This is a genomic window from Lacinutrix mariniflava (assembly GCF_001418015.1).
In the GTDB taxonomy this organism is placed as follows: Bacteria; Bacteroidota; Bacteroidia; order Flavobacteriales; family Flavobacteriaceae; genus Lacinutrix; species Lacinutrix mariniflava.
The window spans coordinates 449350-464037 of record NZ_LIQG01000026.1 but is presented as its reverse complement, the minus strand read 5'-3'; the positions used below and the strand labels follow the sequence as shown (position 1 = coordinate 464037).

Below are 14688 nucleotides of genomic sequence, written 5' to 3'. Positions count from 1 at the left end.
AAAAAAACAAATTATGCGTAAACTTATTCTATTGGTAGCTATTGTAGCCACGACATTGTCTTGTAATAATACCAGTAAAGAGGGAGTGAAAATTCTTCCAGATTCTGCCGGACCAGTTAATAAAATTGCTATTGTAGTCGATAACGAGTTATGGAAAAATAGTGTTGGAGAGACTATTAGAGCTGTTATGACTCAGCCAATAGATGGTTTAAATCAGGTAGAGCCAATGTTTTCTCTATCTCAAATACCAACTCAAGTTTTTACTGGTTTCGCTAAGCAGAGTAGAAGTATTTTAAAAGTAGAACAAGGAGAAGCAGGTTTTAGAATTGAGAGAGATGTGCATGCTAGACCTCAAAAAATTGTGACCGTTTCAGGGAAGGATATTGAAGAAATTAAAGCAGAAATAGCAAAAAATGCGGACAATATTGTTGATGCTTTAAAAACGGAAGAAATAAGATACAAGCAAAAGCAAATGAGCAAGTCTTTATCTAGAACTACAGATGTTCAAGAATCTTTAGGTATAAAGGTAAAGTTCCCTTCTTATTATAGAGTAACAAATACTACAGCTAATCCTGAAGATAAGTTTTTTTGGATAAAACGAGATATACCAACAGGTTATACGAATGTTTTATTTTATGAGATACCCTTAAATGCTATAGAGAAGGATGATAGCTTGGTTAGTCAAATAATTAAAACTAGAGATTCCATTGGTGAAAAATATATTCCAGGACCAGTAGACGGAAGTTATATGGCAACAGAAATGGCTTATGCTCCACATGTTTACGAAACTATAGTTGATAATAAGCCAACAATAGAGGTTAAAGGACTTTGGGACGTCAAAAATCAGTTTATGTCAGGACCTTTTATTATGTACCTAATTGAAGATAAGGTTAATAATAGATATTTAGTTGCCGAAGGTTTTGTTTTTGCGCCATCAGTATCTAAACGTAATTACGTTTTTGAGTTAGAATCTATTATAAAATCTATTAGAATAGATTAGTCGTAAAGGAATGTAAAACACAAAAAAAACCATCGCAATGCGATGGTTTTTTAATATAGTTTAATTTGTGAATTTACTTTTTTTCTTCAGCTTTTCCCTCTTCTTCTTTACTTGCGTCTTTAAACTCTTTAATACCGCTTCCAAGACCTCTCATCATTTCAGGTATTTTTTTACCTCCAAATAACAACAAGATTAAAACGACTACTAAACCAATTTGCCAAGGGCCAATCGCTCCTAAAAATATGCTTAATGATATCATAATATATGTATTTAAAAGACAAAGTTAGTAATTAAAGTTTAATTATAGCGTTTTAAAGCTAACTTTAGCATATTGTTAAATAGGTAAAGTTATATTTTTATTTACTTTTGTTTTAAGATAAACAAGCATGGCTAAGAAGATTAAAAAAACTAAAAAAATATCGAAAAAACTACTTCATAAGTACCGTTTAGTCATATTAAACGAGGAGACTTTTGAAGAAAGATTAGCTTTTAAACTCACGCGTTTAAATGTTTTTGTACTTCTTGGTATCTCATCAATCGCATTAGTTTCTTTTACCATTTTGCTAATCGCTTTTACACCTTTAAAAGAATATATTCCAGGTTATTCCTCTACGGCATTAAAAAAGCAAGCAGTAGAGCTTAATTATAAAACAGACTCATTACAACAAATTATTACTTACAACGATCAATATTACGCGTCAATAAAAAAAGTTTTAAAAGGAGAAGTGAGTGCGATGAAGTTTAATAGAGATTCTATAATCGAAGCAGCAAAAATAGATACAAGCGAGATCGATTTATCGGCAAGCGAAGCAGATTCTATTTTAAGAGAAAAAGTAGACAAAGAAGACAAGTACAATCTATTTGAAACAGCAAAATCTAAAACTAATTTTGTATTATTTCCACCAGTAAATGGTGAAATTAGTGAGCATTACAATGCTAAAAAGAAACATTACGCGGTGGATATAGTCGTCGCTAAAAACACACCAGTTAAAGCGACAGCAGATGGTACAGTGATTTTTGCGGAGTGGACAGCAGAAACAGGTTTTGTAATTTTAATAGAGCATAGTTACGGGTTACTTTCTGTTTACAAGCACAATGCTACGCTTACTAAAGAGCAAGGAGATTTAGTAAAAGCAGGAGAAGTAATAGCAACCTCAGGAAATACAGGAGATTTTTCAACAGGTCCACATTTACATTTCGAATTATGGAGTGATGGTTATTCTGTAAACCCAACTAATTTTATAGATTTTAAGAAATAGTGAGAAGAATTCCGGTACTAGTAGTAAATCTTGTAATTATCATCATACTTTTTTCTTGTAAAAATGAAGAGGTAAATACTTTTCATAATCAAATTACCTCTCAACAGCTTTTAAATAAAACAGAAATGTTTAATCTTGAAGGTGTAGATACTTACAAAATTAAGTATAAATCTGAGGGTTTAAATATTGAAGGCTTTATAGCCAGACCAATGCAGTACAAATCTAGTACTAAGTTGCCTGTAATAATTTATTGTAGAGGCGGAAACCAAAGTTTTGGTATGATTGGAGACTTTCAGCTTAAATTGATTAATCAACTTGCTTCAAAAGGTTATGTTGTTTTAGCTTCACAATTAAGAGGTAATTTAGTCAGTGAAGGCATTGATGAATTTGGAGGAAAAGATGTAAACGATATTTTAAAGTTGATTGATATAGCAAAAGAATTAGATTTTGTAGACGCTAAAAACATTCATATTTTAGGATATTCTAGAGGAGGAATGAATACGTATCAGTTATCTAAGTTGACAGATGATATAAATAGTATCGCTGTTGTTGGAGCGCCAACAAATCTTTTTGAAGTTGCTAAATTTAGACCAAGATTATATAGAAAGGTTTTTGAACCGTTAGTTGGTGATTCTATTAGATTTAAAGATGAGTATAAAAAACGATCATCTCTATATTGGTTTAATAAAATAAACGAGCCTTTATTAATACTTCATGGTACAGATGATGTTGCAGTAGCGGTAGAAGAGCCGCAAAAATTAATAGATTCTTTAACAGCATCAAACAAAGAAGATTTTAATTATAAAATATTTGAAGGTGGAAATCACGGCTTGTCAAATTTCAAACAACAAAGAGATAGTTTAATTATTAACTGGTTTAAAACACATAACAAATAATGCTATCACTAAAAGCAGCGTTGGCAAAACCATTTGCAAAAAGAGTTTATAAAAAAGTTCAAAAATGGGCTAATAATCCTATTGAAACCCAAGAAAAGGTCTTTCGAGATTTAATTAAAGGAGCATCTGAAACAACCTTTGGAAAAGATCATAGTTTTAATACTATAAAAAATCATGACGATTTTATAAAGCATGTTCCTATTCGCGATTACGAAGCGCTTAAACCGTATGTTGAAAGAGTGGTTGCAGGAGAAAAAGACATCCTTTGGAAAGGAAAACCATTATATTTTGCAAAAACATCTGGTACAACATCTGGTGCAAAATATATTCCTATTACAGCCGATAGTATGCCTAACCACGTAAATGCGGCTCGAAATGCCATCTTGCTTTACATCCATGAAACTGGTAACGCTAAGTTTGTAGATGGTAAAATGATTTTTTTACAAGGTAGTCCAATTCTAACAGAGCAAAATGGCGTACAATTAGGGAGATTATCGGGTATTGTTGCGCACTATGTACCAAAATACCTTCAAAAAAACAGGTTACCATCTTGGGAAACTAATTGCATTGAAGATTGGGAGACTAAAGTAGATGCTGTGGTAGAAGAAACATTGCCAGAAGACATGACTATTATTTCGGGAATACCGTCTTGGGTACAAATGTATTTTGAAAAACTAGAAAAGAAAACAGGAAAAAAAGTTGGAGATATTTTTAAGAATTTCAACCTTTTCATTTTTGGAGGCGTTAATTATGAGCCTTACAGAGCTAAGTTCGAAAATTTAATAGGACGAAAAGTAGATAGTATAGAATTATATCCAGCAAGTGAAGGCTTTTTTGCTTTTCAAGATAAACAAGATGAAAAAGGGATGTTGCTTCAGCTTGATTCTGGAATGTTTTATGAGTTTGTATTAGCTGAGGATTTTTTTGAAGACAATCCAAAGCGAATCACCATAAAAGATGTTGAGGTTGGAAAAAATTATGTTTTAATAATCTCGACAAATGCGGGATTATGGGCTTATAATGTGGGAGATACTGTAATATTTACAAGCACAAAACCATTTCGTGTTATCGTTTCTGGGCGTATAAAACACTTTATCTCCGCCTTTGGAGAGCACGTTATTGGTAAAGAAGTGGAACATGCCTTGCGCATAGCTACGGAAGGCACTTCGGTTAGAATTAACGAGTTTACGGTTGCTCCGCAAATTAATCCAGATTCTGGTTTACCATATCATGAATGGTTTATCGAGTTTGAGAACGAACCAGAAAGTCTTTCCGCTTTAGCGCAAAAAATAGACGCAGCTTTACAACAACAAAATAGTTATTATCTAGACTTGATTGTTGGTAAGGTTTTACAGCCATTAAAAATATCTGTAATAAGAAAAAACGGGTTTCAAAACTACATGAAATCTATTGGAAAATTAGGCGGACAAAATAAAATTCCACGTCTTGCAAACGACCGTATTATAGCAGATGCGTTAAATGCCGAAATAATAATTAAATAATACTATCTTTGCTAGCTAAGGAAATTACATGAGTAAGATAAAAAAACACGAAAGAACAAGAGCGCAAGAAAGCTCGAATGCCATTGAAAGAATGTACATTACAATGAGACATTTATTCAACCGTGGCTTTTATAAGCCTATGGGAATTTCTGGGGAAACCTTAAGAGAAGCGCTTTTGGTTTTAAGACCAGAAATTTATGGATCGATTGCAGATGAAAAGGCCGAGTTAGAAGGGCTTTTATATGTTATAGATAGACTTCCAATTGGTATAGAAGAATGTCGTTTTATTAACCTTACAAGCGATGAAGGTTATGCCGATTCTCATTTTGAAGCTATTATTCCACCAAAAAGAAGACGTAATTGCTACCGTATAGACGAGGAGCAAATGAATATTGAGATCACGCGTGGACGCAGTGAAATCTACGATATTTTAACGCACTTAACGTTTCTTTTTGTAGAATCACATAAAATCTTTAAGCGAGTAGTTATAGATGATAACGGCTCTACAACTAGAGATTGGATTAAATTAGAAACAGCTGTTTTAAGCAGCAAGAAACTAACTAATCAGGAGCGTGAGATAGCCATAACACATGCAGCAAATATTCTAGGACGTACTTTTAAAGAGATAACAGATGTTTATGGTGTATTTGCTACAACTAAGCATCCAGAACGCTTATTAGAAATTGTTTACTGGTTAGGGAAACTGGCAATAGATGAGGTTATAAATAATAACAAGCGCACAGTTACTTTTAGTCCTGTATTACGAGAACGCTTAGGTCACCACATCCATGGAGAGCGTTGGGCAGATACTATTAAAGAAACACTTAAGAAAAACGATTTATTATCTAGACCAATACATATTATTAGTGCCAACTTACATAGTGTAATGAACACCTTGTATGCACCACAAGCATTAAAAACATTAACTTCTAAAAAAGATATTTTTGAAGTTTATGAAGCGTTAAGTAGTTCTGAAAATGAAAGCTTACGCAATAAGGTAACGCAAAAAGCGTTACAGCAAGGCATGATATATATCAAAGACACTTCTGGAACTAATATTAATGTTCAGATTTTTGATACAGCAAAATTAGACTTAAGTCATACAGATTTGGGACTTAGTAAGGCCGAAAAGGACAGCGAGAAACCTGTACTTTTTGTTATGGACTATGCTTTTGGAGAACAAGCTTACGAGACAATTGATGAGTTTTTAAAACCTTACGGAACTGGAAAAGATAAAACACATTTAAATATCGAGTCTATCTCAATTATGGGAAAAGCTGGAATTCTTGAAGGTGGTAAAGGAGATATAATGATTCCTTCTGCACATATTTTTGAAGGAACAGCTGATAATTATCCTTTTAAAAATGAATTAGGTAAAGAAGATCTAGAAGGACAAGGTGTTGAAGTTTTTGAAGGAAGCATGATTACCGTTTTAGGTACATCTCTTCAAAATAAAGATATTTTAAAGTTCTTTTATAACTCAACATGGAATGTTATCGGTCTAGAAATGGAAGGCGCACATTACCAAAAGGCAATTCAAGCAGCGTCTAAAGTAAGAGGAAGTATTAATCCAGACGTAAAGGTAAGATATGCTTATTATGCTAGTGATAATCCTTTAGAAACAGGAGGTACTTTAGCTTCAGGAGGTTTAGGTACATCGGGAGTTAAGCCAACATATTTAATTACACGAAAAATATTGCAACAAATTTTCAATTAACCATTATTATAAATTATGAGTCAAGAATTACCATCGAATAAAAACAACAATGAAGAAGTTGATTTAATTGTGTTTTTTAATCTTATTGGAAACCTTTTAAATAAAGTATATATTTTTATATCCTCAGTTGTTAAAGCTGTTTTTTCTTTTATAATTAGCGCTCTTAAAGTTGTTGTTAACGGCTGGAAAGTAATTTTAGGTGTTTTATTACTTGCTTATGTAGCTGGTTATTTTCTAGACAAGTCCAAGGTTGATGTTTACACTTCAGATATGTTGGTAACACCTTACTCAGGGTCTAAATTTCAATTGGTTACTAATATTGGTTATTATAATGCGCTAATTGCTAGTGGAGATTACGATGCTTTAAGTAAAATATTTAATGCAGAAGGCAACAATGTAGATGTTAAGTCTCTATTAAGTTTCAAGATTGAGCCAGGACCCGAGACAGAAAATGATAGAGTTCTACAATATCAAAATTTTGCAAGACAACTGGATTCTTTTGCACTTAACAAGACCTCTTATGAAAAATTTATTGAAAACAGAAGTATCTTTACGGGAGATGTTTTTTTAATAACAGCAAAATCAACGAAGAAGGATGTTTTTAAAGAGCTAGAAGATGGTATTAATGTTGCTTTTAATACAGAGTATTCAAGAACTAAACGTAGAAGAGATTCTGTTTACTATGAACTTGAAAAAGATAATATAAAGTCTGCTTTAAAGAGGGTTAATGAGTTACAGACAATATATATAGACGTCTTACAGAAAGATGCTGAAAACCTTACATCAAGTTTTAGAGTAGGTGAATTACCGTTAACGCAAGAGAAGCCAGACACAAAAGAATATGAGCTACTAACAAAAGAACTTGAGTTACGAAATAATCTTAGAGGCTTAGAAGAAAAGAGGATCACACAAGATGTTTTAGCAGATGTTATTTCAAGCTTCCAACAAGTTGGTAATAAAGTTACAGTTTGGTATAAGAGCTACACTACTATTGTACCTGTTTTAGCGTTATTATTACTGACTTTCTTTTACATAATCAGGAAAACAGTAAGCTTTGTAAATAACTATGAAGAATAAAAATATATTAATTACTGGCGGAGCAGGTTTTATTGGCTCTAACTTCATACCTTATTTTTTAGAGAACAATAAAGATACTCATGTTGTAAACCTAGATAAGCTTACTTATGCTGGTGATGTTACAAACCTAAAAGAGATTGAAGCTAATACAAATTACACCTTTGTGGAGGGAGATATTTGTGATAGATTATTAATCGAAGAGTTATTTAATAAATACAAATTTCAAGGTGTTATACATTTTGCAGCAGAATCGCATGTAGATAATTCTATAAAAAATCCAGGTGCTTTTGTAGATACAAATATTACAGGAACTTTTAATTTATTAGACGTAGCAAAACACTTCTGGATGTCTGGACCAAACCAAATAAAAAAGGGTTTCGAAAACGCTAGATTTCATCATATTTCAACAGATGAGGTTTATGGTACTTTAGGAGAAATAGGTTTGTTTACAGAGAATACACCTTACGCACCTAATAGCCCTTATAGTGCATCTAAAGCAGCGTCCGATTTTATTGTGCGTAGCTATTTTCATACCTACGGAATGAATGTTGTAACTACCAATTGTTCTAACAATTATGGCCCAAAACAACATAATGAAAAGTTGATTCCTACCATAATAAGAAAGGCAATTTCAGGAGAGGATATCCCAATTTATGGTGATGGTAAGAATATTCGCGATTGGCTATATGTTTTAGATCATTGTAAAGGAATAGAATTAGCTTATAAAAGTGGGAAATCTGGAGAAACTTACAATATTGGAGGAAGAAATGAAAGAGATAATTTATCTATTGTAAATACAATTTGTAATATTTTAGACGAAGTACAACCATCTAAAAATTCATATAAAAAGCAAATTACTTTTGTTAAAGACAGACCAGGACACGACTTTAGATATGCTATTGATGCTGATAAAATAGAAAGTGAATTAAGCTGGAAAGCAGATGAAAATTTTGAGTCTGGAATTCGAAAAACAATAGACTGGTATCTAAATAAATATAATTCATAGAATGAAAAGAGCATGCTTAGAGTAATATCGCTAAATTAAAATATTAATAGCGAACAGCATGTGTCCGTTAGAAAAGAATAAATATAACACATGAAAGGAATAATATTGGCTGGAGGATCAGGTACACGTTTACACCCATTAACATTGGCGGTAAGCAAGCAATTAATGCCTATTTACGATAAGCCAATGATTTATTATCCTTTATCTACACTAATGTGGTCTGGGATAAAAGATATTTTAATAATTTCTACACCGCATGATTTGCCTCTATTTGAAGCCTTATTAGGAGATGGAAAGAAGTTTGGGTGTAATTTTCAATACGCTATTCAAGAAGCTCCTAATGGACTAGCCGAAGCTTTTATTATTGGAGCAGATTTTATTGGTAACGATAAAGTAGCTCTTATTCTAGGAGATAATATTTTTTATGGTACAGGCTTAGAGAAATTGTTACAAGAGAATAACGACCCAGAAGGAGGCGTTATTTATGCTTATCATGTACACGATCCAGAGCGTTATGGTGTAGCCGAGTTTGATGATAGCGGAAATGTAATTTCGATAGAAGAAAAACCAGAGAACCCAAAATCTAATTACGCTATTCCTGGTATTTATTTTTACGATAACGAAGTTGTTAATATCGCTAAAAATATAAAGCCTAGTCATAGAGGAGAATTAGAAATAACAGACGTTAATAAAGAGTATTTAAAACAAGGAAAACTTAAAGTAAGTGTTTTGGATAAAGGTACAGCTTGGTTAGATACAGGTACTTTTAATTCCTTAATGCAAGCATCTCAGTTTGTTCAAGTAATAGAAGAAAGACAAGGCTTAAAAATTGGGGCTATTGAAGAGGTTGCTTATAGAATGGGTTATATTAACAAATCCCAACTCCAAGAACTGGTAAAACCATTAGTTAAAAGTGGCTATGGTAAACATCTACTTAGTATTTTAGAGAAATAAAAGAATTTAAATGAAAGTTTTGGAAACTAAACTAACGGGCTGTCTTATTATTGAACCCAAAATTTTTTACGACAAAAGAGGTTATTTTTTTGAGAGCTTTAATTCGAAGCAATTTCAAGAAATGACTAAGTCTAATACTACTTTTGTTCAAGATAACGAGTCTTATTCTACAAAGGGCGTATTAAGAGGTCTACATTACCAAACAGGAGTTCACGCTCAAGCAAAGCTCGTTCGCGTTGTTAAAGGAAAGGTGTTGGATGTTGCAGTAGATTTAAGACAAAACTCTAAAACTTTTGGAGAACATGTTTCGGTAGAGATTTCGGAAGAAAATAAAAAACAACTCTTTGTTCCTAGAGGTTTTGCACATGGTTTTATTGTGTTAAGTGAAACAGCTATTTTTTCATATAAATGTGATAATTATTATAATAAAGCATCTGAACAAGGTGTTATTTTTAATGATATCGATTTAAAAATAGACTGGCAATTACCCAAAGAGGAATTTCTAGTTTCAGAAAAAGATAGTATTCTTCCTACGTTTAAAAATGCTGTTTTACCATAAAACGAGCACATTAAATAGTTAAACTTTAAGAAATGGTTAATAGCTAACAGCATTAAATCATAAAAGAATAGAAAATAGCACATGAAAACCAAAGTTTTAGTTACTGGATCGAATGGACAATTAGGGCAATGTTTACAGTCATTAGCATTGCAAACAGATTTTGAGTTTTCTTTTTTTAATAGTACTACATTAGATATTTCTTCAAAAGAAAATATTAATACTATTTTTAATTCCACTTACGATTTTTGTATAAATTGTGCAGCTTACACAGCAGTAGATAAGGCTGAAGAAGAAAAGGAGAAAGCTAATTTAATTAATAATATAGCAGTAAGAAATATAGCCGAATCTTGTAAAACAAACAATATTACTTTAATACATATTTCTACAGATTTTGTGTTTAATGGAAATAAAACAGAACCTTATCATGAAAATGATGAAACCAAGCCAATTTCTGTCTATGGGCAAACAAAATTAGATGGAGAAAAAGCGATTCAAGATACTTTAAAACAACACTTTATTATAAGAACCTCTTGGTTGTATTCTCAATTTGGGAATAACTTTTTAAAAAGCATGCTCAATTTGGCAAAAACAAGGAGTACACTAAGTATTGTTAGCGATCAGGTGGGCACACCAACTTATGCAATGGATTTGGCTAAGACCATTATAGTGTTAATAAAACAAAATAAAAACCATGGTACATACCACTATAGTAATAATGGTGTCGCTAGTTGGTTTGATTTTGCAAATGAAATATTTAGAAGAACGAAAACTACTATTGAGTTAAATTCAATTCCTACTTCTCAATACCCAACAGCAGCAAATAGACCACATTATAGTGTTTTAAATAAAACAAAATTAAAACAAAACTTCAATGTTATAATTCCTGAGTGGGAAGAAAGTTTAGAGACATGTTTAAAAGCTTTATTTTAGCGTAATAAGCACTATTATGGAACAGAAAATTGCGATTATTGGATTAGGTTATGTAGGATTACCTTTAGCGGTTGAGTTTGCAAAAAAGGAGTTTGCAGTTATTGGTTTCGATATTAATGAAACTAGAATAAACGAACTTAAAGTAAATAGGGACCATACCTTAGAAGTATCTTCTGAGGCATTAGAAAATGTGAACACACTTGTTTTTACTAACAATGAAGCAGATTTAAAATCTGCCAACGTCTACATTGTAACCGTTCCAACTCCAATAACTAAACATAAGTCACCAGATTTAACGCCAATAATTAAAGCGAGTGAAACGATTGCCAAAGCTTTAAAAAAGGGAGATATAGTAATTTACGAATCTACAGTGTATCCAGGATGTACAGAAGAAGTGTGCGCACCAATTTTAGCAACAAAAAGCGGACTAGTATTTAACAAGGATTTCTTTTGTGGTTATTCTCCTGAGCGTATTAATCCAGGAGATAAAAAACATACTATTAGTAAAATAATTAAAGTGACCTCTGGCAGTACGCCCGAAATTGCTAATGTTGTGGATAATTTATATAACACTATAATAACGGCCGGCACGCATAAAACAAGCTCAATAAAAGTAGCAGAAGCAGCGAAAGTGATTGAGAATACACAGCGCGATTTAAATATTGCTTTTATTAATGAGTTGGCTATTATTTTCGATAAGCTTGATATTGATACTACTCAAGTTCTTGCCGCAGCGAAAACGAAATGGAATTTTTTACCCTTTACTCCAGGACTAGTAGGCGGACACTGCATTGGTGTAGACCCGTATTATTTAACACATAAAGCCGAATCTGTCGGTTATCATCCAGAAGTAATATTAGCAGGAAGACGCATAAACTCTAATATGGGAATGTTTGTAGCTAATAAATTAATAAAGCTTTTAGCGTTAAATGGAAACGAAATTAAAGGCGCTAAGGTGCTTGTTATGGGAATAACCTTTAAAGAAGACTGTCCAGATATAAGAAACACAGGAGTAATAAATGTAATTAATGAATTAAAGGAATTTGGATTAAATGTAGATGTTTACGATTCTTTTGCTAATAAAGAAGAGGTAAAAAAAGAATACGATATAGATTTAATTCCAGAAATTACTGAAAAATATAATGCGATTGTACTTGCTGTAAAACACAATAAGTTTAATGCTTTAAATTGGGAAAAAATTATTAATAAAGACACAGTCGTTTTCGATTTAAAAGGTTTTTTACCAGATAATATAGTAACTGCAAGGCTATAAATAATAAATATTTAATCTTTTACATCTATTAAAAACCCTTGAAACAACGACTAAAATCACTTTTAGTCGATAAAACGAGAGTTTATTCTTTATAATAATCTAGAAATCACCATAAAAATATTACTTTTGCAGTCGCTAAAAGGATCGTTTAAACCAATACGTATTACCTCAATAATCTAATGAAAAAAAATCTTATTATTTTCGGTACCAGACCAGAAGCTATTAAAATGGCTCCTTTGGTTAAAGAATTTCTTAAGAATAAGAATGAATTTGAAACAAAAGTATGTATAACAGCTCAACACAGAGAAATGTTAGATCAGGTCTTATCGTTTTTTGAAATTATTCCAGATTATGATTTAGACTTAATGAAACCTAACCAAAATCTATATTCACTTACGGCGGACATAATAACAAACCTAAAACCTATATTAGAAGAGTTTAAGCCTGATTACGTTTACGTACATGGCGATACCACTACTACGATGGCTGCAAGTATTGCTTCTTTCTATTCTGGCGCAAAAGTATGTCATGTAGAGGCAGGATTAAGAACATTTAATAAACGTTCTCCATTTCCAGAAGAAGTAAATAGAAGTATTGCAGGAAGTGTTTCAGATTATCACTTTGCTCCAACAACAACATCTAAGCAAAATCTATTAAACGAGAACATTTCAGAAAGTAATATTCTTGTTACAGGAAATACAGTAATCGATGCTTTAGACTTTAGTTCAGGAAAAGTAACTTCAGACCAATATTCGGATAGCGAAGTAAACAATCTTAAAACGATTGTAGATGGCTCAAAACGATTAATACTGGTAACAGGTCACAGGCGTGAAAATCACGGCCAAGGATTTATTAACATTTGTAGTGCTTTAAAAGAAATTGCTGAGAATAATAGCGATGTCCAAATTATATATCCAGTTCATTTAAACCCTAATGTTCAAAAACCTGTTTACGAACTTTTGGCGAATATTGATAATGTAAAATTAATAGACCCGTTATCATATCCTGCATTTGTTTGGCTAATGAATAAATCATATTTAATTATTACAGATAGTGGAGGTGTGCAAGAAGAAGCTCCAAGTCTAGGGAAGCCTGTTTTAGTTATGCGTGATACAACTGAGAGACCAGAAGCTGTAGATGCGGGAACTGTATTCTTAGTAGGGACAGATAAAAATAAAATAGTAAACGAGACAAATAATTTATTAAAAAATGAAAAGGCCTATTTAAAAATGAGCAAGCTCCATAATCCTTATGGAGATGGAACAGCTTGTAGAAAAATAGTAAACTTTATTTCTAATTTATAAATATGAGTAAGAAACCAAGTGTTGTTATGGTTGGGCTAGGCTATATAGGCTTGCCAACTGCGGCATTAATCGCGAGTAAAAGTATTAACGTTACAGGAGTAGATATACATCAACATGTTGTAGATACTATTAATAAAGGAGAAATACATATTGTAGAGCCAGACCTTGATGGTTTGGTACATCATGTTGTTAAAGAAAACTACTTAACAGCAAGTACAACACCAGTAGAAGCAGATGTTTATTTAATAGCTGTTCCTACTCCATTTAAAGGAGACCATGAGCCAGATATATCGTATGTCGAGTCTGCGGTTCGTGCAATTTTACCAACTCTTAAAGAAGGTGTCTTAGTAATTATAGAATCTACTAGTCCAGTAGGTACTACAGAAAAGATGGAAAATGTTATTTTTTCAGAAAGACCAGAGCTTAAAGGGAAACTATTTATGGCATACTGTCCTGAGCGTGTTTTACCAGGAAATGTTATTTATGAGTTAGAACATAATGATAGAGCTATTGGAGGAATAAATAATGAATCAACAGATAAAGCTGTCGAGTTTTATAAACACTTTGTAAAAGGAGAATTGCATAAAACAAATTCGAAGACAGCCGAAATGTGCAAGCTAGTCGAAAACTCTTCAAGAGATGTGCAAATTGCTTTTGCTAACGAATTATCAATGATTTGTGACGAAGCAGGTATTAATGTTTGGGAGCTTATTAAATTAGCAAATAAACATCCAAGAGTGAATATTCTTCAGCCAGGAACAGGTGTTGGAGGGCATTGTATTGCAGTGGATCCTTGGTTTATTGTTAGTGAATTTCCGGAACAAGCAAAAATTATTCGGTCTGCAAGAGAGATTAATAACTACAAAACAGAATGGGTTATTGAAAAAATAAAAAGTACAGCATTACAGTTTGAATTGGATAATGGTAAAAAACCAAAAATCGCAGCAATGGGATTAGCTTTTAAACCAAATATTGACGATTTAAGAGAGTCTCCAGCGGTATTAGTAGCAAATACATTAATACAAGAAGGTTTTAATGTTATTACAGTCGAGCCTAATTTAAACACACATAAAGATTATAATATAATCACAACAGACGAAGCTATCAAACAAGCAGATATAATTGCATACTTGGTAGCACATAAAGAATTTTTAGCATTAGAAAAAACCCAAAACGCCTTAGATTTCTGCGGCATTTATAAATAGTACATT

Annotated in this window: 14 protein-coding genes; 13 read left to right on the top strand and 1 reads right to left on the bottom strand. The window is 32.3% G+C overall.

The window, feature by feature from the left end:
• The first annotated feature begins 13 nt into the window (after window positions 1–13).
• Window positions 14–1000 carry a DUF4837 family protein gene (locus ASC44_RS09050; protein ID WP_055447279.1) on the top strand — a complete coding sequence of 329 codons (987 nt, stop codon included), beginning with the start codon at window positions 14–16 and terminating at the stop codon, window positions 998–1000.
• Between the two features lie 73 nt (window positions 1001–1073).
• On the opposite strand, the gene tatA is transcribed toward ASC44_RS09050, so the two are convergent.
• Window positions 1074–1259, bottom strand: a complete 186-nt coding sequence (gene tatA / locus ASC44_RS09045) for a twin-arginine translocase TatA/TatE family subunit (protein WP_055436204.1) — start codon at window positions 1257–1259, stop codon at window positions 1074–1076.
• A gap of 127 nt (window positions 1260–1386) precedes the next feature.
• On the opposite strand from tatA, the gene ASC44_RS09040 reads away from it, so the two are divergent.
• The 12 genes from ASC44_RS09040 to wecC all read left to right on the top strand — a co-directional run bounded on the left by ASC44_RS09040 (window position 1387) and on the right by wecC (window position 14682).
• Window positions 1387–2259: a M23 family metallopeptidase gene (locus ASC44_RS09040; protein ID WP_055447278.1), complete on the top strand. Its 873-nt coding sequence runs from the start codon at window positions 1387–1389 to the stop codon at window positions 2257–2259.
• Window positions 2259–3155, top strand: a complete 897-nt coding sequence (locus ASC44_RS09035) for an alpha/beta hydrolase family protein (protein WP_055447277.1) — start codon at window positions 2259–2261, stop codon at window positions 3153–3155. Before ASC44_RS09040 ends, ASC44_RS09035 begins: the two co-directional genes overlap by 1 nt.
• Complete coding sequence (locus ASC44_RS09030) at window positions 3155–4657, top strand: GH3 auxin-responsive promoter family protein (RefSeq protein WP_055447276.1); 1503 nt, start codon at window positions 3155–3157, stop codon at window positions 4655–4657. Before ASC44_RS09035 ends, ASC44_RS09030 begins: the two co-directional genes overlap by 1 nt.
• A gap of 28 nt (window positions 4658–4685) precedes the next feature.
• Window positions 4686–6374, top strand: a complete 1689-nt coding sequence (locus tag ASC44_RS09025; protein WP_055447275.1) for a DUF6909 family protein — start codon at window positions 4686–4688, stop codon at window positions 6372–6374.
• 15 nt (window positions 6375–6389) lie between these two features.
• Entirely contained in the window at window positions 6390–7451 is a 1062-nt protein-coding gene (locus ASC44_RS09020; RefSeq protein ID WP_055447274.1) for a hypothetical protein, read from the top strand.
• Window positions 7441–8457 (top strand): dTDP-glucose 4,6-dehydratase, encoded by a 1017-nt coding sequence (gene rfbB / locus ASC44_RS09015; RefSeq protein WP_055447273.1) that lies wholly within the window; start codon window positions 7441–7443, stop codon window positions 8455–8457. The genes ASC44_RS09020 and rfbB overlap by 11 nt, the downstream gene beginning before the upstream one ends.
• Before the next feature lie 90 nt (window positions 8458–8547).
• Window positions 8548–9411 (top strand): glucose-1-phosphate thymidylyltransferase RfbA, encoded by an 864-nt coding sequence (rfbA, locus tag ASC44_RS09010; protein ID WP_055447272.1) that lies wholly within the window; start codon window positions 8548–8550, stop codon window positions 9409–9411.
• Between the two features lie 10 nt (window positions 9412–9421).
• The gene (gene rfbC, locus ASC44_RS09005; RefSeq protein ID WP_055447271.1) at window positions 9422–9970 is read left to right on the top strand and encodes a dTDP-4-dehydrorhamnose 3,5-epimerase; all 549 of its coding nucleotides are present in this window, start codon (window positions 9422–9424) and stop codon (window positions 9968–9970) included.
• Between the two features lie 81 nt (window positions 9971–10051).
• Window positions 10052–10900 (top strand): dTDP-4-dehydrorhamnose reductase, encoded by an 849-nt coding sequence (rfbD, locus tag ASC44_RS09000; RefSeq protein WP_055447270.1) that lies wholly within the window; start codon window positions 10052–10054, stop codon window positions 10898–10900.
• A 16-nt stretch (window positions 10901–10916) separates the two neighbouring features.
• The gene (locus tag ASC44_RS08995; protein WP_055447269.1) at window positions 10917–12173 is read left to right on the top strand and encodes a nucleotide sugar dehydrogenase; all 1257 of its coding nucleotides are present in this window, start codon (window positions 10917–10919) and stop codon (window positions 12171–12173) included.
• Window positions 12174–12352: 179 nt separating this feature from the next.
• The gene (gene wecB, locus ASC44_RS08990) at window positions 12353–13477 is read left to right on the top strand and encodes a non-hydrolyzing UDP-N-acetylglucosamine 2-epimerase (protein ID WP_055447268.1); all 1125 of its coding nucleotides are present in this window, start codon (window positions 12353–12355) and stop codon (window positions 13475–13477) included.
• 2 nt (window positions 13478–13479) lie between these two features.
• A complete protein-coding gene (gene wecC / locus ASC44_RS08985) occupies window positions 13480–14682 on the top strand; it encodes a UDP-N-acetyl-D-mannosamine dehydrogenase (protein ID WP_055447267.1) in 1203 nt (400 codons plus the stop codon).
• Window positions 14683–14688: the final 6 nt, after the last annotated feature.

Bases quoted from the DNA above. Each gene is read 5' to 3' on its own strand.
- ASC44_RS09050 (WP_055447279.1), top strand. From the start codon at position 14: ATGCGTAAACTTATTCTATTGGTAGCTATTGTAGCCACGACATTGTCT.
- tatA (WP_055436204.1), bottom strand. From the start codon at position 1,259: ATGATATCATTAAGCATATTTTTAGGAGCGATTGGCCCTTGGCAAATT.
- ASC44_RS09040 (WP_055447278.1), top strand. From the start codon at position 1,387: ATGGCTAAGAAGATTAAAAAAACTAAAAAAATATCGAAAAAACTACTT.
- ASC44_RS09030 (WP_055447276.1), top strand. From the start codon at position 3,155: ATGCTATCACTAAAAGCAGCGTTGGCAAAACCATTTGCAAAAAGAGTT.
- ASC44_RS09025 (WP_055447275.1), top strand. From the start codon at position 4,686: ATGAGTAAGATAAAAAAACACGAAAGAACAAGAGCGCAAGAAAGCTCG.
- ASC44_RS09020 (WP_055447274.1), top strand. From the start codon at position 6,390: ATGAGTCAAGAATTACCATCGAATAAAAACAACAATGAAGAAGTTGAT.
- rfbB (WP_055447273.1), top strand. From the start codon at position 7,441: ATGAAGAATAAAAATATATTAATTACTGGCGGAGCAGGTTTTATTGGC.
- rfbA (WP_055447272.1), top strand. From the start codon at position 8,548: ATGAAAGGAATAATATTGGCTGGAGGATCAGGTACACGTTTACACCCA.
- rfbC (WP_055447271.1), top strand. From the start codon at position 9,422: ATGAAAGTTTTGGAAACTAAACTAACGGGCTGTCTTATTATTGAACCC.
- rfbD (WP_055447270.1), top strand. From the start codon at position 10,052: ATGAAAACCAAAGTTTTAGTTACTGGATCGAATGGACAATTAGGGCAA.
- ASC44_RS08995 (WP_055447269.1), top strand. From the start codon at position 10,917: ATGGAACAGAAAATTGCGATTATTGGATTAGGTTATGTAGGATTACCT.
- wecB (WP_055447268.1), top strand. From the start codon at position 12,353: ATGAAAAAAAATCTTATTATTTTCGGTACCAGACCAGAAGCTATTAAA.
- wecC (WP_055447267.1), top strand. From the start codon at position 13,480: ATGAGTAAGAAACCAAGTGTTGTTATGGTTGGGCTAGGCTATATAGGC.